The organism is Vibrio viridaestus (assembly GCF_003856525.1).
GTDB lineage: Bacteria > Pseudomonadota > Gammaproteobacteria > Enterobacterales > Vibrionaceae > Vibrio > Vibrio viridaestus.
Window position 1 is genome coordinate 38,244 of sequence record NZ_RJVQ01000013.1, and the last position, 20,877, is coordinate 59,120.

Sequence of the window (20,877 nt, forward strand, 5' to 3'; positions counted from 1 at the left end):
TAGTTGATAATGAGATCGATTATCATTAACATCAAATAACAATAATCGATAAGGAGAATCAGCTATGTCTCATCTGTTTCCAGAACTACCGTACGCCTACAATGCTCTTGAACCCTACATTGATGCAAAGACAATGGAAGTGCATTACAGTAAGCACCACCGTACCTACTTTGACAAATTTATGGCAGCAGTTTCAGGCACTGAGCTTGAAGAGCAAAGTATAGAAGCCATTTTTGCCAATATATCATCGCATTCGGCAGCGATACGCAATAATGGTGGCGGGTACTACAACCACATTCTCTATTGGAATTGCATGTCTCCTGAGGGAGGTGGTAAACCAATTGGATCTCTAGCAGGTGCAATCGACTCTACTTTTGGTAGCTTCGAACAATTTCAAGAAGAGTTCTCTCAAGCGGCCATTAATACATTTGGTTCTGGTTTCGCATGGCTAGTGGTCAATGCAGGCAAACTCAGTATTGTATCGACTAGTAATCAAGATAACCCATTAATGGATGTGGCTCCTAAACAGGGAACCCCTATTCTCGCTCTCGATGTCTGGGAACATGCTTATTACATTAGTTATCAGAATCGGCGCCCAGATTACATAACGGCCTGGTGGAATGTCGTTGACTGGTCAGCCGTCGAAAAAAACTATACTGATGCCTTGTAATCCAACTCTCTTCTCTGGCCTGCTTTTACAATTAGAGCGGGCCGCTTTATACTCTCAGCACCCAATCCCAGTCACTTAAAATAACTCATGTTTGATATTGCTCTTTACGAGCCAGAAATAGCGCCTAATACCGGTAATATTATTCGTCTCTGCGCCAACTGTGGCGCGAAGCTTCATCTAATAGAACCACTTGGGTTTGATTTAGAAGAGAAAAAAGTACGACGTGCAGGTCTGGATTACCATGACCTGACAAATGTGACCAGACATAAAGATTACTCTGCCTTTCTCACTTTTTTAAATGAAAGAGAGCAACCATACCGTCTATTTGCTTGCACGACCAAGACGACAGGTCATCACGTTGACGCACAATATCAACAAGGGGATGTATTGCTTTTTGGACCGGAAACCCGAGGGTTACCTTCTGAGGTGATCGAAAGTTTGCCGATTGAACAAAGAATTCGAATTCCTATGATGCCAGACGCGCGGAGTCTTAATCTTTCCAATGCAGTGGCTATCATAGCTTATGAAGCATGGCGTCAAATGGAGTTTGATGGAGCTCAGTAATGAGCCCCATTTAAGCGTCTATCTTAGTCGATGGTTATCATCGTCATCTTTACGTTCATATTCACCGTCATAGGTGTTACCCCCATCGGGATCGGAACCATTGGGACGATGAAAGCCAGAATTAAACTGACTCTGTACAGCGACTCGCTTCATCATGTATTGAGCCAGTTTTGCCCTTGGTTTGGGCAGAAGCAATACCATTCCGAGAGTGTCCGTCATAAAACCTGGAGTCAACAGTAATACACCAGAAACGGCCAACATAACGCCTTCAAGGATCTGCTGTGCTGGTACTTCACCCTGATTCAAACGTTGCTGCACTGTCATCAATGTCTGGATACCTTGGCTTCTAACTAACGATGCTCCCACAAATGCGGTGAGCAAAACCAGCGCAATTGTCGTCCAGAGCCCAAGAAATCCACCCACCTGAATAAACAAGCCAATTTCGATGCTCGGGACAGCAATAAATAAAACTAAAATGATTGGAAACACAGTACCTCCGCTTCAGTAATTCGGTCCAGTTTAGCGTATTCTCAAAAGGAATCCGAATTAGCCATATCAAACTTTTGTATCAAAATATGCACGATGGCGGAAAATTCGGCGTCATCACAAGTACTGGTACTTCTTATATTGGGGTAGTGAGTGAGAATTTAAACCTTCTGTCGAAACGTCTCATAAATGAATTGGCAAAACACAAATTATTAAACTAGCTTTTACTTTGGACAATAGTCACTTTGTGTCATAACAATATTGAGTTGGCGTATTAATGAAAGCATCGATAAGTATTATTCAAAAGATGGTGATAGTTTGGCTCGTTCTCTCGATAATTCCATTGTTGTATTACCGACACACGACCAGTGAAGCCCACCGATTTCTCATTTCCCGCTTTGAAGAACAGGGAAACCAATTCTTATCTTTCGTTGATGACCGAGCCTCACAGTTGCATCAACGTATTCGCGGAATTTATAAAGAGCTTAGTCAATCACCTCTGCTTAGAGACTATGCCGAAAATAATGACCCGAGACTGAAACAATACCTAGAGCATCAGTGGTATATAACGGCTAAAAACCTGCGTTTTTTCTATCAACTACGCTATCTGGATAACAGTGGTCAGGAAATGATTCGGGTCGATTACACTCAGCTCATGCCTACACCGTATATTGTTCCCGACAAGGAATTACAGAACAAAGGCCAAAGAGATTACTTTTTGTATGCTGAGCATCTTTCACCAGGAGAGCAAGGCTCTTTTGGGATTGATCTTGAATATGAACATGGCAAACCAGTTATCCCATATAAACCTGGCTTTCGTCTCATTTACCCAATCGATTCTGAAGGCACTCGTTTGGGCTTTTTCATCGCAAATTTAGAAGTGCTTGGTGGCATTGATTACGTAACAAGTAATACACAACACTATTCGGTGGATTTTATCGATAGTGACGGCTACTACGTTATGAGTAGTGATAAGACCAAGCTATTTGGTGACCTAATTAAAGAAAGAAATAACATCAATCTGCCTAAACAAAATCCAGATCTATGGAAAGAAGTCTCCTCCACGAAGACAAGAGGTGGTGCGCTACTTACGCCTGCTGGTCTGTATATCTATAAACCCTTTTCGGCGAGATTGTTTGATAGTACAAAACCACTCACACTCATTACTTTGATTCCAATGAAACAGATAAGTGATGTTTTTGCCAACCGTGATGACGAGGTAAAAAACGATTCTTTATCATTACTGCTTTTACTTGGCATTATCTCGGGTCTTACCGCCGTATTTTGGGATAGCTATCAACGTATTCGATTGGAGAAAACCTTCAATAAAAGTGTTCTCGATAACGGACTAGCCGTAGCACTGACCAATGATAAGCATCGAGTCTTAATGGCCAACACACACTTATGTCACCTTCTAGGACTTGAGCTGGCTGAAATAAAAAAAATTAATATGCTCACGTTTAAACAGGTCGAATTTATTCGAAAAGAACTGCTGCAAGGACTAACAATGAACAATCATTGGCATTGTGAAGTCGATATTGGTGACAAGCACTATCAGATGGATGTCAAAGAGTTACCAAGCAGCTTTCATCACTCCAAACAGTACATTTATTCCTTTGTCGATATAACAGAGCAATCTCATGTGATTGATGAGCTAAAAGATCAAAGTCAAAAGGATCCTGCAACCGGCCTATGGAATAAGAAAAAGTTCAATGATAGCCTGCTTCACTATTCTCGCTTACGCCTACGGTATCCGGATCAACCATCAAGTTGTCTCGCGATCATAGATATTGACGACTTTAAATCGATTAACGATACGTATGGTCACCATACCGGCGACAAGGTAATTAATACCCTAGCATCCCAGCTCAAAAACCGTTTGAGGGACACGGATATCATCGCCAGAATCGGTGGAGACGAATTTGCTGTGATCCTTCAACACATTGATGTCAAAGCCGCATACGAATTAATGCACAGAATCTGCAATGTCATCGATTCCTTTACAGATGTTCAAGTAACGGTAAGTATCGGCATCTCGGAGATATCAGAGGATAATCAACTTACATTCATGCATGCAGACAAAGCTTTATACCGTTCAAAACGAAAAGGGAAAAATTGTGTCTCAGCTCACGGCTTTGAAAATCTTACAGTTGTGAAAACCTCGCCAAGTCCGTAGATTATGCCTCGTAGGTTGTTTGATACAGAAAATACGCCAAAAAAGATATTTTGTATCTGTCGTAGACAGCCCCCTACTGGCAGGAAACCAGTTTGCAAAAACTGAAAGGATTCTTAACGAAGTAACATCAATAGTAATTTCAGTTAATTAAGGGTCCTACATATATGACAATCGTCAGTGAAGCTCATGCTTCCGCTCAAACTCGTCTAGAAGAAGATTTGTTAGGTCAGCGTCACGTTCTGGCTGATGCCTATTACGGTATTCATACTTTAAGAGCTATCGAAAACTTTAATATCTCATCCGCGACCATCTCAGATGTTCCTGAGTTTGTTCGTGGTATGGTTATGACTAAAAAAGCCGCTGCTCTTGCTAATAAAGAACTGGGTGTTCTGCCTAAATCCGTTGCAAACGCAATTATCGAAGCATGTGATGTTATTTTGCATACTGGTAAATGTATGGATCAGTTTCCCTCCGACGTATATCAGGGTGGAGCAGGAACATCAGTCAACATGAATACCAACGAAGTGATTGCCAATCTTGCGTTAGAGTTAATTGGTAAAGAAAAAGGTCAGTACGACATTATTAACCCTAATGACCATGTCAACAAAAGTCAGTCAACTAACTGCGCCTATCCGACTGGATTTCGTATCGCCGTATACAATAGCGTCATGAAACTCATCACAACCATTGAATACCTTAAAGAGTCTTTTGCGCAAAAGAGTCAGGAGTTCGATAACGTTTTAAAAATGGGACGAACTCAGCTCCAAGATGCGGTACCAATGACAGTAGGCCAGGAGTTCAAAGCGTGGGCAGTCACACTTAATGAAGAAATTCGCGCCTTGGAATACACGTCAAAACTATTGCTTGAAGTGAATCTAGGAGCAACGGCAATTGGTACTGGATTAAACACAGCCCCAGGTTACCAAGAGCTGGCAGTTAAACATCTGGCTGAGGTAACGGGCCTGCCAGTGGTTCCGGCTGAAGATCTGATTGAAGCGACTTCAGACTGTGGAGCCTATGTTATGGCTCATGGTGCTCTGAAACGCTTGGCGGTAAAACTTTCTAAAATCTGTAACGATCTCCGTTTGTTATCTTCTGGTCCACGAGCAGGTCTGAACGAGCTCAATTTGCCGCAGTTGCAAGCGGGCTCTTCAATCATGCCAGCCAAAGTTAACCCGGTAGTCCCTGAAGTTGTTAACCAGGTTTGCTTTAAAGTTTTGGGTAACGACAACACTATTTCATTTGCTGCAGAAGGTGGTCAGTTACAACTGAATGTAATGGAACCTGTTATTGCACAATGTATATTCGAATCCATTTCTCTGCTGTCTAATGCCTGTATCAACCTAAGAGATAAATGCGTCGATGGCATTACCGTCAATAAAGATATTTGTGAAAACTATGTCTTTAACTCGATCGGCATTGTGACTTATCTAAACCCATATATTGGTCATCATGAGGGGGATATTGTTGGTAAGATCTGTGCCGAAACGGGCAAAAGTGTACGCGAAGTAGTTTTGGAACGTGGTCTTCTTACCGAAGATGAATTGAATGATATCTTCTCGGTAGAAAACTTACGCAAACCACAATACAAAGCAAAACGTTATACAGAAGAAGACGCTTAATCTTCTATGTCGGGCCCAGTAAGGGCCCGATTCTTAGTCTTGAACATTACTGGCATATTTATTAATGACCTGATAGGTTATGATGCAGCCAGACTTATCAATTGTGACTCGCTATGCTCAGACTGTTATTCCTTATTTCATTGTGTGTGTTTTCTCAAATAGCCTCTGCCGCCTTTGAATCTAATGCTGTATCCCCCTTTAATAACCAATCAAATCGTTTTGTTAAAGTTGACGAGGCATTCGACTTCAATGCGAGCCAAACCCAAGATACAGTACATATCGACTGGCAAATTAAATCCGGATATTACTTGTATAGAAAAAGCATCAAAATTAACGGGAAAGATGTCAGCTTAACCCCTTTGTCACTACCAGATGGCCTACCACACGAAGACGAGTTTTTTGGTCACGTTCAGATTTACCGTGACTCATTATTTATTAAGCAATCTCTCTCAAATATTGGCAATAACAGCTCTATATCAATTACTTATCAGGGATGCGCTGATGCTGGATTTTGCTACCCACCAGAGACCAGAACCATTACTCTGTCTCCAACATCAGATGCAGCGACTCCGCCAATTAATTTATCCCAACAAGACCAGATAGCAGGCCAATTATCCAGTGATAATTGGACCTTACTCTTGCTGTTTATCTTAGGAATCGGCTTAGCCTTTACGCCATGTGTTCTACCGATGTATCCGATTCTGACCAGCTTAGTATTTGGGCAAAAAGAATTAACGAAATCGAAAGCCCTAACCCTATCTTTTATCTATGTACAGGGAATGGCCTTAACTTATACGATCTTAGGCCTTATTGTTGCCTCTGCAGGTCTGCAATTTCAGGCCTACTTACAAAATCCGTATATTCTGGTGACGTTAAGCATTCTCTTCATTTTGCTGGCCTTATCAATGTTCGGGGCTTTCTCTCTCCAGCTTCCCAGCTCGGTGCAAACCAAACTGAACGCCTGGAGTAACGAGCAACAAGGTGGAACGCTGTGGGGCGTATTTGTGATGGGCGCAATTTCTGGTCTGGTCTGTTCTCCATGTACAACAGCCCCGTTGTCAGGCGCACTGCTTTACGTATCCCAGACAGGTAACTTATATACTGGTGCACTAGCTTTGTATCTTTTAGCGCTTGGTATGGGCGTTCCTCTGATTGCGGTCGCCGTCTTTGGGCAACACGTTTTACCTCGCTCTGGTGCCTGGATGGATAAGGTGAAACACCTTTTTGGATTCGTCTTATTAACGGCCCCACTCTTTTTATTAGAGCGCATCATACCAGACTACCTCTCCAAAGCATTTTGGGGATTACTGGCTGTTTGTACGCTCCTTTGGTTGGCCAAAACGCTATTATCGCTCAAACCATCTATCGGTATTAAACTTTTAGTCTCGGCTATACTGGTGATTGGATTAGCCCTGTCGATAAACTCTTTCTGGATTGGATCATGGAAGGCGTATCAATCTCCTCACCAACAAGCATTGTCCTTTGTTCATGTTAGCACACTGTCTGAACTACAAAATCTACTGGCGGAGGCGAAGAAACAAAACCGACCGGTGATGATGGACTTTTACGCTGACTGGTGCGTGGCATGCAAGGAATTTGAAAAGTACACGTTCACCGATGCAAGAGTTCAACGGATTTTGGCAGATTATGTTCTCGTTCAAGCCGATGTTACAGCCAACAACGCAGACGACCAGGAACTGCTCAAAACATTAGGCATTTTGGGATTGCCTACTATTCAGTTCTGGGACCCAAGAGGCGAAACACAGTCCCAAACAAGAGTAACCGGGTTTATGAACGCAGATACTTATTTGAACCATCTAAACCAATTAAGCAAAAAGTGGAATAAACAATTCACAAATCAAGTAAAATAGCGATAAACATCAGACTTTTATAGGCTCAATATTGTTGATAGTTCGATTCCTGACAATAATGAACTAAGTTCATCACGACAGGCATCGAAAGCAATGAATGCAGACTACACAATAATAATCGCTGACGATCATCCCCTCTTTAGAAATGCATTATTTCAATCGATAAGGATGGCTGTGAGTGGCGCTAATTTGCTCGAGGCTGATTCGTTAGATGCACTGATGACGTTACTGAGCAAAGAATCCGACCCCGATTTACTGCTTCTTGACCTCAAAATGCCTGGGGCTAACGGGATGTCCGGTCTGATTCAATTGCGTAATGAGTATCCTGACTTACCGATTGTTGTGATTTCTGCCAGCGAAGAACCTAGCGTTGTCTCTCAGGTGAAAAAGCATGGCGCGTTTGGCTTTATTCCGAAATCCAGTGACATGCGCGAGTTAATCAAAGCACTCAATCAAGTGCTCGACGGAGACCCATATTTCCCTGAGCATTTGATCGTAGAAAGTACCCAAGATAATGATCTTTCCGAACGTATTGCTGCATTAACACCTCAACAGCATAAGGTCTTGGATATGCTCTCAGATGGCTTACTCAATAAGCAAATTGCTTACGAGCTCAATGTGTCAGAAGCCACTATCAAAGCGCATATGACGGCTATTTTTCGCAAACTTGGCGTGAAAAATAGAACTCAAGCTGTGATATTGCTCAATGAATTGCACGAATAACGCGACTTTTCTATCACACTCAACAAGTTACTTATACTACTTTAGGCTAAAGCTAAAAATCAGCCCCCCTTTCTTGCGTCACAAATTCGCCCCCAACTAAAAGTAACCAACTGAAAAATAAAAAATAAACCTCAAGACCAAAGTCGCAAGGAGATTCTTTGCGACCCCTGCTATCTTTCCTTTGTAACATTTAATTAACAACAATGATAAAAGGAGATGACCATGTCATTCGAATCATCGGAACATGCTCAAGCCTACTGGAAAGAGAATTTAGGGATCATGGGAACGTTGCTCGCTATCTGGTTCCTAGTTTCTTACGGCGCAGGTATTTTGTTTGTTGAACAGTTGAATACCATTCATATGGGAGGCTTCAAACTCGGATTTTGGTTCTCTCAACAAGGTTCTATTTACACCTTCGTTGCCCTTATTTTTGTCTACGTGTGGAGAATGAATGCCCTGGACAAAAAATACAACGTTCACGAAGACTAGAGGAGACTCCAATGGATATTCAAACTTGGACTTTTATCCTGGTCGGTATCACCTTCGCCTTATATATTGGCATAGCAATTTGGGCAAGAGCGGGATCCACCAGTGAGTTTTATGTTGCAGGCGGTGGTGTTCATCCTGTCGCTAATGGTATGGCAACTGCTGCCGACTGGATGTCAGCCGCTTCGTTTATCTCCATGGCTGGTATCATCTCATTTATTGGCTACGATGGTGGCGTATACCTCATGGGTTGGACTGGTGGTTATGTTCTACTGGCATTATGTTTAGCCCCCTATCTCCGTAAATTTGGTAAGTTCACCGTTCCAGATTTTATCGGTGATCGTTATTACTCAAAAACAGCACGCATGGTTGCGGTATTCTGCGCCATTTTTGTATCTTTCACTTATGTTGCCGGACAGATGCGTGGAGTTGGGGTGGTATTCGCTCGCTTCCTGGAAGTGGATATCAATATGGGTATTATTATCGGTATGGCAATCGTATTCTTCTATGCCGTGATGGGTGGAATGAAAGGCATTACGTATACTCAGGTAGCTCAATATTGTGTCCTGATTTTTGCTTTCCTCGTGCCCGCTATTTTTACATCTCTGATGATGACAGGGACACCAATTCCACAAATTGGTTTTGGTTCCACAATGTCTGGAACAGACACCTATCTGCTTGAAAAATTGGATGGTCTAACTCAAGAACTCGGATTCACCGCCTACACGGATGGTTCAAAGAGTATGGTTGACGTCTTTTTCATCTGTGCTGCACTGATGGTCGGTACGGCTGGATTACCACACGTAATCATTCGCTTCTTTACCGTTCCCAAAGTATCTGACGCTCGAATCTCTGCTGGGTGGGCTTTAGTATTTATTGCTTTCCTCTATACAACAGCACCTGCCGTTTCAGCCTTTGCTCGCGTCAATATGATCGATACCATTAACGGCCCAGACATGAAAGGTGTAGCAGCAGCTGATGCGCCAAGTTGGTATAAAAACTGGGAAAACACAGGTTTAGTCTCTTGGGAAGACAAAAACGGTGATGGTCGCATGTTCTATGCGGGCGATGCTCGTAATGAAGTACAAATTAACCGGGATATCATCGTCCTGGCGTCTCCTGAACTGGCAAAATTACCAAACTGGGTTGTAGCTTTACTGGCTGCAGGTGGTCTGGCTGCCGCTCTTTCCACAGCAGCAGGTCTACTACTAGTCATCTCGACATCAATCTCTCATGACCTACTCAAAAAGGGCTTTAAGCCTGATATGACTGACAAACAAGAGCTTCTCGCCGCCCGTGTAGGTGCCGCGCTCGCTATTGTCGGGGCGGGTTATCTCGGTATTAATCCACCAGGTTTTGTTGCTCAGGTTGTAGCTTTTGCGTTCGGACTTGCCGCTGCATCCTTCTTCCCTGCGATTATTCTCGGTATTTTCTATAAGAAAATGAACAAGGAAGGAGCTGTGACAGGCATGCTCGCTGGTATTATTTTCACGGCCGCTTATATCATTTACTTTAAGTTCATCAACCCTGCTGCGAATACATCGGACAACTGGTTCTTCGGTATCAGTCCTGAAGGTATCGGTACGCTAGGTATGTGTCTGAACTTTGTGGTCGCCATCGTGGTGAATAAGTTTACTGCAGAAGTTCCGGCTGATGTGCAAGAGATGGTTGAATCCATACGCTATCCTAAAGGCGCAGGACAAGCACACGACCACTAGATTAAAACAAGAAAGAATGTATCAAGTTATAGCCTGGGACTGTATGTCCCAGGCTTTTTTCTATCTAGGTTATTTCTAAGCCACGAGCTCTTTTTCTATCCGACTTATCAACATTTTGAGAAAAGTACTGGGCGCTTTTCCCATCTGTCGACCAAGCCGACTAATCACGTGCGTGTCCGTTTTATTCAGACGCTCATTTTTCAGCAAAAGACAGTTGAGAGAATGATACCAGTCGGGCATGCCACGAATCATAAAGTCAGGAATAATGGTGACGCCACCGCTTGCTGCATAACAATGTAAAGCCGTCAGATTATTACTAATAATATTGGGGGTTAGGGTTATACAGGTTTCATTTTCCACTTCAGCAATCAGATGACGAACACCATGAGCCATGTCAGGTAAAGCAATAGGATATTTTTTTAACACACTCATTCGAAGCGGCTGCTCCTCTGCATTCAATGGGTGCTCTTTACCCACTGCGACAACCATTGGATGAAATGAGGAATAATGAGAACGGATTTTAGGATGCGGTGGTGGATTAAAGACAATCCCGATATGAACGTCATCATCGATAACTTTACGCAGAATATCATTCCCACTATGGACCGATAAATGAATCTGTACACCAGGATACAGTTTAGAAAACTCATACATCACCTTAGTTGTGATATTGATGTACCCTTCACCTACGGCCAGTTCTATTGTGCCGGATTGCAAACCTCGCAACGATTTAAGATTGTCTAATAAGATTTCCTGCTGCATTTGGTAACGCTTGTAATAGCGCAACAACTCTTCCCCAGCGTCTGTCGGCTTGATACCTCTTCGGTGTCTTTCGATCAAAACGGTGTCGAGCTCCTGCTCCAAATGACTGATCTGGCGACTCACAGCAGAAGGCGCAATATTAAGAAAATCTGCAGCAGCACGTACGCTGCCATGCTGAACCGCTTCATAAAAAAACTTAATTCTATTTTCCTGTAAGTAGCTCATCGCACGCGCTCTCAATGTGTTGCCTTAAAGGCAACAATTTGTGAAATTGGGTTTATTGTTTAGAACACTACGCCTATCTATACTCGAAAAACACCTCAAAATCGATCGTTTTGACCAACAAAAATTCAACATTTTGCACACATAATGACGACTCAAGGAATCGAGATATGAAAATAGGCATTATCGGGCTTGGCAACATGGGCTCAGGCATGGCAGCCACATTAGCAAGTAAACAGGAAAAAGTCTTTGGCTACGATCTGTCAGAAAAAGCTCTAGAGGCTATTAAGCCAAAGGGAGTCACTCCTGTAGCAGACTTAGCAGAGTTAGTAGCCCATTGTGATGTCATCATTCTTTCTCTGCCCAAAGCTGAACACGTTAAGCAAATTTGTTTGGGCAATAATGGTATCGCCAGCTTCGCCAAATCAGGCTTAATACTCATCGACACCACAACGTCTGAGGCTGAAACCAGTAGAGAAGTGGCAAAACAGCTCGCACTTTCTGGTATTGAATTTATCGACGCTCCCGTTTCAGGTGGTCCAGCAGGTGCTGCATCAGGAACTATGAGCATGGTCATCGGTGGTGATAAAGAAACCATCGATAACGTTATGCCTATCTTACAGAAAATCAGCTCGGTACAAGTTCATATCGGCGATGTTGGTGCAGGTAACATCGCGAAGATTGCGAATAACTTACTTTGTGCCGCTCACCTCATCACCAATGCCGAAGTGATCAGCCTAGCTAACAAGGCTGGAGTTGATCCGGCAAAGGTACTCGAAGGAATCAATGCTGGCTCTGGGCGCAGTGGCGTCAGTCAGGTGAACTTCCCCAAATGGATTCTCAATAACGCCTACGATTCAGGTTTTACAATGGGTCTCATGCGCAAAGATGTTGGCCTCGGAGAAAAACTGGCGGACTCACTCGACTTAGCAATGCCACTGACTCGTCAAGTCATCGAAATGTGGCGAGATCAAAGCAACCTGTCCGATACGGATGACTTTAACGAGATAGTCAAAGAGTCAGATAGCCACTTGTACTAGTCCATATCAGGGAAGAATTGAAATCATGAAGCAAAAACTTAACAACATACTAAACGAATTATTGGGTACCGATACCGTTGGCAGTTGGATCAATGGAGAAGTGATCCCGGGAACAGGTGAGACCATCGAGCTTATCCAGGCTCATGATGAGAGCGTCATATTATCTTATCAAGACGCGGGTAGCGAAATCGTACCAATGGTTGATGAAATCGCTCAACAAGCCCAAACACAGTGGTGGCAACTTGCAGCTAAAGAACGTGGGCGGGTTATGTACAATATCGGTGCTCAAATCAGAGAAAATGCTGACTCTATAGCTTGGGTAGAATGTATTACTGCGAATAAGCCATTAGGCAATGCCAAAGGTGAAGTGATCGCAGTTGCAGAAATGTTTGAGTACTACGCAGGCTGGACAGATAAACTGCATGGCGAAGTGATTCCCGTACCAAGCTCTCACCTTAACTACGTTAAGTACGAAGCCATGGGTACTATAATGCAAATCACGCCATGGAATGCCCCAATCTTCACCGGCGGCTGGCAGGTCGCTCCGGCGATAGCAGCCGGAAATGCCGTGATCTTAAAACCCTCAGAGCTCACCCCCATCAGCTCTTTGATACTAGGTGCTCTGATTCAGAAAGCCGGTGCGCCTAAAGGTTTAGTCAGCGTTATCGCTGGGTACGGACACAGCATCGGTCAAGACTTCATTGCGAATGCTGATATCAGAAAAGTATGCTTCGTTGGCTCGCCTAACACAGGAAGTCATATTGCAAGTGCCGCGGCAAAAAGAACCATTCCATGCGTACTAGAACTCGGTGGGAAGTCAGCCAATATTGTCTTTGATGACGCCGATCTAGACAAAGCGATGAAAGGCGCTATGTCAGCCATTTTTGGCGGCTCAGGTCAAAGCTGTGTGTCAGGATCACGGCTACTTGTACAAGACACAATATTCGACAAATTCGTTTCTTCTGTTGCCAAAGCCGCTCAGCATATTCGTGTAGGAAATCCAACTGACACGACAAGCGAAATAGGACCAGTAAATAACCGAAAACAGTATCAACATATCGCTAAAATGCTTGAAATTGCTGAGAAAGAAGGCGCTAAAGTCGTCGGAGATACCATACCTAACCCAGACAGTACTGGATATTACATTAATCCAACTGTTTTAGAAGGTCACAATGATATGTATGTAGCTCAGCAGGAAATCTTTGGTCCTGTGGTGATTGCTATCCCATTTAAAGATGAAGAAGAAGCAATCAGAATCGCAAACGACAGTTCATTTGGTCTTGCCGGTGCAGTATGGACAAATAATGTTGCCAGAGCCCATCGTATCGCTGATAAAGTAAAAGCAGGCACTTTCTGGATCAACAGTTATAAAACAATCCATGTTAGCTCCCCATTTGGTGGCTACAAACAGAGTGGCTATGGCCGTTCTTCTGGGCTGGATGTCCTCAGAGAGTACAGTGAGGTAAAAAGTATCTGGGTTGAAACATCCGATACACCAGCCTTCAGTTTTAACTACGGAACAGTAGAAGGATAAAGAAGTAATGACGATATCTCGCTCATTAGTAGAAGAAACAATTTCATGGCGCCAAGAATTTCACCAATATCCAGAACTTGGATTTGAAGAAGTAAAAACCTCGCAAAGAATCGTCGAGCTACTGAGTAGCTTTGGATTAAAGGTGGAAGCAGGCATAGCCGGGACTGGCGTTGTCGCGACATTAAGTAACGGTGACGGACCGACTATCGGACTGAGGGCAGATATCGATGCCCTACCCTTTACCGAACTCGGTGATATAGAACATAAATCGTGCCATCAGGGCGTCATGCATGCTTGTGGGCATGATGGGCATACCGCAATTTTACTTGGCGCAGCTAAATACCTCAGTCAGACTCGCCAGTTTAACGGGACAGTGCACTTTATTTTCCAGCCCGCAGAAGAAAACCTGGGCGGCGCGAAAAAAATGGTGGAAGAAGGATTATTTGACCGTTATCCCATGTCGAGTGTATTTGGGCTGCACAACTGGCCAGGACTTCCCGCAGGACACATCGCGGTGAATAGTGGAGCCATGATGGCATCATTGGATACGTTTAAGATAACGCTCACGGGTCAAAGCTGTCATGCTGCCATGCCAGATAAAGGAATTGACCCAATCGTCTGTGCTTCTGAAGTCGTATCGGCTTTACAGACAATCACGTCACGCAGGTTATCGCCTCTCGATTCCGCTGTCGTCAGTGTGACACAGATTCATGGTGGCGAAGCCATTAACATAATACCGGAAACTGTTGAGTTGCAAGGCACTTATCGTTGTCTGGATAAGAAAGTTCAACACAAAGTAAAACAGCTTATCGAGTCGATTTCGACTGGTGTGGCAAACAGTCATGACGTCAGTTGTCACTGTGAATTTTTTGACGGTTATGTGGTCACGACAAACTATCCAGAACAAGCACAACAAGTGCACGATATCGCAGTAAGTACGCTGGGAGAGGAATGTGTTCATTGGAATATTGCACCTTCAATGGCGTCTGAAGATTTTTCATGCATGTTAGAACAGTGCCCTGGTGCTTATTTCTGGCTTGGAGCAGACAGCACAACACCGTCCAAACCACTCCATAATGCTTACTACGACTTTAACGACACGATTATCGAAACGGGTCTTTCATTATGGAAAAATCTCGTCGAAGATCTGCTTAAATAACCAAAACCATTGGCTGATTTAATATTAGCCAATGGTTTAATATCAATACCTTATCTAAACTCCCCTCATACCCTTTTGCTTTACGTTACACCCCATTACACAACCAAACACAATAAAATATTGATTTTAATGGAAAATGAATAAAATTCAGTGTTGCCTTTTTGGTAACGATAAAGCATTACTAATAGAACACCTTATGTGATGTAATGGTTTTGTAAACGATATGTTTCATGGATAGATAAGCTACTCAAGGAGAGTACCATGGCGAGTAATGACTCTGTTAAAGCCCTTTTAAACTGGCGCCTGCACTGTATTGTACTGGTGTCAGCTGTGATTTCCGAACTCATCGGAATTCAAAGTATCCCGATCGGAAGTGCAAAACTTCTTTTTCTTCCCCTTTTCTATGCGTTTCTGATCTGCCTGTTTGTCAACCCAAACATCACAAGCTTTTCAGCCAAACTCATCAGTAAGAAGCAGGCTAAGATAGCAACGTCTGTCATTACGATTGGTATTCTACCCTTCATAGCAAAGTTTGGTACCTTGATTGGTCCAGCCCTGCCTAAAATCCTGGATTCTGGTGTAGCAATGGTACTTCAGGAACTGGGTAATTTAGCCACTATGTTGATTGCTATGCCTGTGGCGGTGCTGCTATTCAAAATGGGTCGAGAGTCTATTGGCGCAACCTACTCTATCGCTCGCGAGCCAAACATTGCCGTCATTTCAGATCGCTTTGGTCTAAAAAGTAGTGAAGGCGTTGGGGTTATGGGCGTCTACGTGATGGGAACAATGTTTGGTACCATTTACTTCGCACTTATCTCCGGTTTCCTCGCCTCAACAGGCTGGATAGATCCAAAAGCTCTGGCGATGGCCTGTGGTGTTGGCAGTGGCAGCATGACAGCAGCTTGCTCAGGAACATTAGCCGCAGCCTATCCCGATATTAAAGATGAAATTCTTGCCTTTGCTGGTGCCAGTAACCTACTGACTAATGCGACAGGTCTCTATGTAGCAATCTTCGTCGCCCTTCCATTTGCGGAATGGTATTACAAACGATTAAGTGCGGTAAGAGGCTCAGCTACCAGCACAACGAATACGATTTAATGGAGGGATGATGATGAACGTAAATGAAATGGATTTAAAAACAGAAGACGAACCAGTATTGGGCTTCAAAGAAAATATTATCTTAACAGTGATCTTTTGTGGTATCGCTCTAATGAGTAATTGGGCAGGAAGTGGTAACAGTTTTATCACAGCCTTACCGGGCATGGCGATTTTATTTGTCATGATACTTATCGGTATGACGCTGAAGAAATTCATCGGCGGACCGCTACCAACTGTTGCATGGGTCTCAATTGTCAGTGTGATCTGCACTCTACCAGGATTTCCGTTTTCAGACGCTATGCTAGAACAGCTTAAAACGCTTAGCTTCCTATCACTTGCGACCCCTGTTCTTGCTTATGCAGCGATGGCAGTAACCAATATGGAAGTCAACCTGTTCAAGCAATCAGGCATTAAAATTGCCATAGTTTCTCTCCTTGTTTTTACAGGAACATATGTCGGCTCTGCATTAGTGGCCGAAGCGTTTCTGTGATGTAACGGTGTTTGTTTGTATCCTCCCCGTAATAAAAAAGAGACCTGATGGTCTCTTTTCATTTTTAGGCGTTGATCCCAGCAATTTTTAATCCCGGATTGACTGCCGTTAGTTTACGTACCAAGAAATTCAATAGAAGCCCATACATCGGAACAAACAGACCAAGACTGATCAGTAGTTTGAATCCATAATCCACCGTTGCGATTTCAGTCCAGTGCGCCGCCATAAAGGGATCTGGACTTTGATAAAACGCAATACCGAAAAAAGCGACAGTATCAAACGCATTACCAAACACGGTCGATGCTGCAGGAGCTATCCACCACTGACGTAACTGACGCAGACGGTTAAATACGTGAACATCAAGAATCTGACCTAGCAGGTATCCCATAAAACTGGCCGCAGCAATACGAAAAACAAATACATTAAATTCGCTTAGCGGTACGATTCCCTGATATGTGCCCTGATAAAAAATAACCGACAAGACATAAGAGACGAGCAAAGAAGGAACCATCACCATAAAGATAATTTTCCTTGCTAATGCAGAACCAAAAATTCGCACGGTTAAATCCGTAGCTAAGAAAATAAAGGGAAACGTAAAGGCACCCCAGGTAGTATGAAACCCAAAGATGGTAAACGGGATCTGTACTAGATAATTGCTGGATGCGATAACCAATAGGTGGAATAGAACCAGATAAGAAAGGGCTTTGCGCTGCTGAGCAGGAGTAAATTGACTCATACGATACCTTTTTAGTTTGATTTGGGGGCGAGGGAACCCAAACGAAGTAATACTTCTATCAACAATGTGTATAAAATGATGATTAATTCATCACTCTCTTAGGGGCGGCGATTATACTCTATGTATTAATAAGTACAACCCCATAAACTGGGGTTAGTCTACGATCCTAAATCGTTTAAAACTTGAGAAGATCCTGTTGATCATGATACTCTTCGCCTCCATTTTCTGTCTACTAAGAGCTAATTAGTGGCTTGGCAGAAGATAACCTGATCTAACCTCTTCGAATAATTGCGGAATAATGACTATGGGCAAAGGTACTCTTTATATCGTTTCTGCACCAAGTGGTGCGGGTAAATCGAGCTTGATTTCTGCTCTATTAGAAACCAACCCGACTTATGCGATGAAAGTGTCGGTTTCTCACACGACACGAGGTATGCGTCCAGGGGAACAAGATGGTATCCATTACCACTTTGTACAAAAAGATCACTTTGAAGAATTAATTTCCAAGAGCGAATTCCTAGAATACGCTGAAGTGTTTGGAAATTATTACGGCACCTCTCGTGTATGGATCGAAGATAACCTGAATAAAGGTATTGATGTCTTTTTGGATATCGACTGGCAAGGTGCTCAACAAATCCGTAAACAGATGCCTGCATCACAAAGTATCTTCATTCTTCCACCGTCAAAAGAAGAGCTTGAGCGTCGCTTGAATGCTCGCGGTCAGGATAGTGAAGCGGTCATAGCTAAACGCATGAGTGAAGCTCAGTCTGAAATTTCACACTACGATGAGTATGACTACGTTATCGTCAATGACGATTTTGATGTCGCTCTGATGGACTTAAAAGCCATCATTCGTGCAGAAAGATTGAAAGAAGAGAAGCAAGCTGCTAAATATAGTCACATGCTTGCCGAGCTCTTGGCATAATCAGAAATCTGTAGATTTATGTAAAGTATACAGCTAGCCTAGCATTGTCTTAAGTTGTATACTTTATCGTCACCCGTTGTAATTAATTTTATTTATTGGAGTTCTCATGGCACGCGTAACTGTTCAAGACGCTGTTGAAAAAATTGGCAACCGTTTCGACTTAGTTCTTATTTCGGCTCGCCGCGCTCGTCAGATGCAAACTGGCGGTAAAGATTCACTAGTGCCGGAAGAGAACGATAAGCCAACCGTTATCGCTCTACGCGAGATCGAAGAAGGCCTTATCACTAAAGAAGTACTTGATGCACGTGAGCGTCAGGAACAACAGGAACAAGAAGCTGCAGAACTAGCAGCAGTAAGCAGTATCGCTCACAACCGTTAATAGTGAGCAAAGAGTCACACAACATCACGGGCCTATAATTTGTATCTATTTGATAGCCTCAAAGACGTTGCCCAGGAATACTTGTCAGAGCCTCAAATTGAGGCTCTGCGTCACTCTTATGTGGTAGCGAGAGATGCCCACGAAGGGCAAACCCGTTCAAGCGGCGAACCTTATATTATCCACCCGGTCGCTGTCGCCAGAATTCTGGCTGAAATGCGCCTAGACCTTGAAACCCTTCAGGCCGCACTTCTCCACGATGTCATTGAAGATACCGAAGTCACGAAAGAAGAACTTGAAACCAAATTTGGCACGGCTGTTGCCGAACTTGTGGACGGTGTTTCTAAGCTAGATAAACTGAAGTTTCGAGACCGCAAAGAAGCTCAGGCAGAAAACTTTCGTAAGATGATTCTGGCTATGGTTCAGGATATTCGCGTTATTCTGATAAAACTGGCTGACCGTACTCATAATATGCGAACACTGGGCGCACTTCGTCCGGATAAGCGCCGCCGAATCGCTCGTGAGACTCTGGAAATATTTGCCCCCCTTGCCCATCGTCTAGGTATTCATAACATCAAAACTGAGCTTGAAGAGCTGGGTTTTGAAGCTCTCTATCCTAATCGGTATCGCGTATTAAAGAATGTAGTTAAGTCTGCGCGTGGTAACCGCAAAGAGATGATTCAGCGAATTCACAGCGAAATTGAAGGTCGATTACGCGATTTCGGTCTCAAGGCGAAGGTAGTGGGTAGAGAAAAGAATCTTTACTCTATTTATAAGAAGATGAAAACCAAAGAACAGCGTTTTCATACTATTATGGATATCTATGCATTTCGTATCATTGTCGATAGTGCAGATGCCTGTTATCGAGCTCTTGGACAAGTACACAGTTTGTACAAACCTCGTCCAGGTCGCATGAAAGATTATATTGCCGTTCCAAAAGCAAACGGCTATCAATCTTTGCATACATCAATGGTGGGTCCACATGGTGTCCCTGTTGAAGTACAGATTCGTACCGATGACATGGATCAAATGGCTGATAAAGGTGTCGCTGCTCACTGGTCTTATAAAGGCAACGGTGAACGTTCTGGTACCACAGCTCAGGTGAAAGCTCAGCGCTGGATGCAAAGCCTGTTAGAGCTACAACAAAGTGCGGGTAACTCTTTTGAATTTATCGAAAATGTAAAATCGGATCTGTTCCCTGATGAGATTTACGTATTCACACCAAAAGGCCGAATTGTTGAATTGCCAGCGAATGCAACAGCTGTCGACTTTGCTTATGCAGTACACACTGATATTGGTAACACTTGTGTCGGGGCTCGAGTCGATCGCAGCCCCTATCCGCTAAGTAAAGCGTTAAAGATCGGACAAACTGTTGAGATTATCAGTGCGCCGGGAGCTCGACCTAATGCTGCATGGCTAAACTATGTTGTTACGTCTCGAGCAAGAACGAAAATTCGCCAGGTATTGAAAACAATGCGTCGCGAAGATTCTGTGACTCTTGGCCGTCGCTTACTCAATCACGCACTTGGTGAACAATCGATTAATGATATCGACCCAACACTGATTCAGCAGGTTCTTACCGAGCAAAAAATGCAGTCTACGGATGATCTTCTAGCTGCTATCGGTTTGGGTGAGTTGATGAGTATTGTTATCGCCAGACGCCTGCTGGGCAACGCTGATGAGATAACTGCCAAAGATAACAACAGCAATAAAGCAAAACGTAAGCTGCCAATCCGCGGTGCGGAAGGCATCCTACTCAACTTTGCGAACTGTTGTCACCCAATTCCGGATGATCACATTGTGGCTCATATCTCTCCGGGGAAAGGTCTGGTTATTCACCGCGAGAGCTGTGCCAATGTTCGTGGCTATCAACGTGAACCTGAACGTTATATGGCTGTAGAATGGTCTAACGATTACGATCAGGAGTTCATTACCGAGCTCAAAGTTGACATGATGAATAATCAAGGTGCACTGGCTGAACTGACAAACGTGATTGCTAAGACGGGATCAAACATCCACGGCCTATCGACCGAGGAGCGAGATGGACGCCTATACACAGTCACCGTACTATTAACCACTAAAGACCGTGTTCACTTAGCAGGAATCATGCGTAAAATTCGCGCTATGCCTCAATCTTTGAAGGTAAGACGTAAACGCAGTTAACCCCTTAGCTGTTAACACTATATAAAATCCATGGCCCTTGATGTCGTCAGGTATCA

The 20,877-nt window shown here is 43.6% G+C and carries 19 protein-coding genes; 16 read left to right on the forward strand and 3 right to left on the reverse strand.

What is annotated here, in order from left to right; translation table 11 throughout:
* Positions 1-64 precede the first annotated feature (64 nt).
* Together EES38_RS19635 and trmL are read left to right on the forward strand one after the other, a co-directional pair.
* Positions 65-670 carry a superoxide dismutase gene (locus EES38_RS19635; protein ID WP_124938925.1) on the forward strand — a complete coding sequence of 202 codons (606 nt, stop codon included), beginning with the start codon at positions 65-67 and terminating at the stop codon, positions 668-670.
* A gap of 87 nt (positions 671-757) precedes the next feature.
* A complete protein-coding gene (gene trmL / locus EES38_RS19640) occupies positions 758-1,234 on the forward strand; it encodes a tRNA (uridine(34)/cytosine(34)/5-carboxymethylaminomethyluridine(34)-2'-O)-methyltransferase TrmL (RefSeq protein WP_124938926.1) in 477 nt (158 codons plus the stop codon).
* A gap of 18 nt (positions 1,235-1,252) precedes the next feature.
* Here trmL and EES38_RS19645 read toward each other — a convergent pair whose 3' ends face one another.
* Entirely contained in the window at positions 1,253-1,723 is a 471-nt protein-coding gene (locus EES38_RS19645) for an FxsA family protein (RefSeq protein WP_124938927.1), read from the reverse strand.
* 274 nt (positions 1,724-1,997) lie between these two features.
* Between EES38_RS19645 and EES38_RS19650 the strand changes: the two genes are divergently transcribed.
* The 6 genes from EES38_RS19650 to EES38_RS19675 all read left to right on the forward strand — a co-directional run bounded on the left by EES38_RS19650 (position 1,998) and on the right by EES38_RS19675 (position 10,316).
* A complete protein-coding gene (locus EES38_RS19650) occupies positions 1,998-3,896 on the forward strand; it encodes a GGDEF domain-containing protein (RefSeq protein WP_124938928.1) in 1,899 nt (632 codons plus the stop codon).
* Between the two features lie 164 nt (positions 3,897-4,060).
* Positions 4,061-5,518 carry an aspartate ammonia-lyase gene (gene aspA / locus EES38_RS19655; protein WP_124938929.1) on the forward strand — a complete coding sequence of 486 codons (1,458 nt, stop codon included), beginning with the start codon at positions 4,061-4,063 and terminating at the stop codon, positions 5,516-5,518.
* A 113-nt stretch (positions 5,519-5,631) separates the two neighbouring features.
* Positions 5,632-7,389, forward strand: a complete 1,758-nt coding sequence (locus tag EES38_RS19660; protein ID WP_124938930.1) for a protein-disulfide reductase DsbD — start codon at positions 5,632-5,634, stop codon at positions 7,387-7,389.
* A gap of 93 nt (positions 7,390-7,482) precedes the next feature.
* Entirely contained in the window at positions 7,483-8,112 is a 630-nt protein-coding gene (locus tag EES38_RS19665) for a response regulator transcription factor (RefSeq protein ID WP_124938931.1), read from the forward strand.
* Between the two features lie 222 nt (positions 8,113-8,334).
* On the forward strand, positions 8,335-8,601 hold the full coding sequence (locus tag EES38_RS19670; protein WP_124938932.1) for a DUF4212 domain-containing protein: 267 nt from the start codon (positions 8,335-8,337) through the stop codon (positions 8,599-8,601).
* Positions 8,602-8,612: 11 nt separating this feature from the next.
* Positions 8,613-10,316 carry a sodium:solute symporter family protein gene (locus EES38_RS19675; RefSeq protein ID WP_124938933.1) on the forward strand — a complete coding sequence of 568 codons (1,704 nt, stop codon included), beginning with the start codon at positions 8,613-8,615 and terminating at the stop codon, positions 10,314-10,316.
* 75 nt (positions 10,317-10,391) lie between these two features.
* Here EES38_RS19675 and EES38_RS19680 read toward each other — a convergent pair whose 3' ends face one another.
* On the reverse strand, positions 10,392-11,303 hold the full coding sequence (locus tag EES38_RS19680) for a LysR family transcriptional regulator (RefSeq protein ID WP_124938934.1): 912 nt from the start codon (positions 11,301-11,303) through the stop codon (positions 10,392-10,394).
* Between the two features lie 110 nt (positions 11,304-11,413).
* Between EES38_RS19680 and EES38_RS19685 the strand changes: the two genes are divergently transcribed.
* From EES38_RS19685 to EES38_RS19705, 5 genes are all read left to right on the forward strand, one after another.
* On the forward strand, positions 11,414-12,340 hold the full coding sequence (locus tag EES38_RS19685; protein ID WP_279432225.1) for an NAD(P)-dependent oxidoreductase: 927 nt from the start codon (positions 11,414-11,416) through the stop codon (positions 12,338-12,340).
* Between the two features lie 25 nt (positions 12,341-12,365).
* Positions 12,366-13,874 (forward strand): aldehyde dehydrogenase family protein, encoded by a 1,509-nt coding sequence (locus tag EES38_RS19690; protein WP_124938936.1) that lies wholly within the window; start codon positions 12,366-12,368, stop codon positions 13,872-13,874.
* A gap of 7 nt (positions 13,875-13,881) precedes the next feature.
* Complete coding sequence (locus tag EES38_RS19695) at positions 13,882-15,033, forward strand: M20 aminoacylase family protein (protein WP_124938937.1); 1,152 nt, start codon at positions 13,882-13,884, stop codon at positions 15,031-15,033.
* Positions 15,034-15,294: 261 nt separating this feature from the next.
* The gene (locus tag EES38_RS19700; RefSeq protein WP_124938938.1) at positions 15,295-16,131 is read left to right on the forward strand and encodes a DUF3100 domain-containing protein; all 837 of its coding nucleotides are present in this window, start codon (positions 15,295-15,297) and stop codon (positions 16,129-16,131) included.
* Between the two features lie 10 nt (positions 16,132-16,141).
* Entirely contained in the window at positions 16,142-16,621 is a 480-nt protein-coding gene (locus tag EES38_RS19705; protein ID WP_243694231.1) for a hypothetical protein, read from the forward strand.
* Positions 16,622-16,685: 64 nt separating this feature from the next.
* Here the strand turns inward: EES38_RS19705 and EES38_RS19710 are convergent, their stop codons facing one another.
* Positions 16,686-17,357, reverse strand: coding sequence for a 7-cyano-7-deazaguanine/7-aminomethyl-7-deazaguanine transporter (locus tag EES38_RS19710; protein WP_124938939.1), 672 nt, complete (start codon positions 17,355-17,357; stop codon positions 16,686-16,688).
* Between the two features lie 304 nt (positions 17,358-17,661).
* On the opposite strand from EES38_RS19710, the gene gmk reads away from it, so the two are divergent.
* The 3 genes from gmk (at position 17,662) to spoT (ending at position 20,821) form a co-directional block, all read left to right on the forward strand.
* Complete coding sequence (gene gmk / locus EES38_RS19715) at positions 17,662-18,282, forward strand: guanylate kinase (RefSeq protein WP_124938940.1); 621 nt, start codon at positions 17,662-17,664, stop codon at positions 18,280-18,282.
* Between the two features lie 106 nt (positions 18,283-18,388).
* Complete coding sequence (gene rpoZ / locus EES38_RS19720) at positions 18,389-18,661, forward strand: DNA-directed RNA polymerase subunit omega (RefSeq protein ID WP_124938941.1); 273 nt, start codon at positions 18,389-18,391, stop codon at positions 18,659-18,661.
* A gap of 39 nt (positions 18,662-18,700) precedes the next feature.
* On the forward strand, positions 18,701-20,821 hold the full coding sequence (gene spoT, locus EES38_RS19725) for a bifunctional GTP diphosphokinase/guanosine-3',5'-bis pyrophosphate 3'-pyrophosphohydrolase (protein WP_124938942.1): 2,121 nt from the start codon (positions 18,701-18,703) through the stop codon (positions 20,819-20,821).
* Positions 20,822-20,877 lie beyond the last annotated feature (56 nt).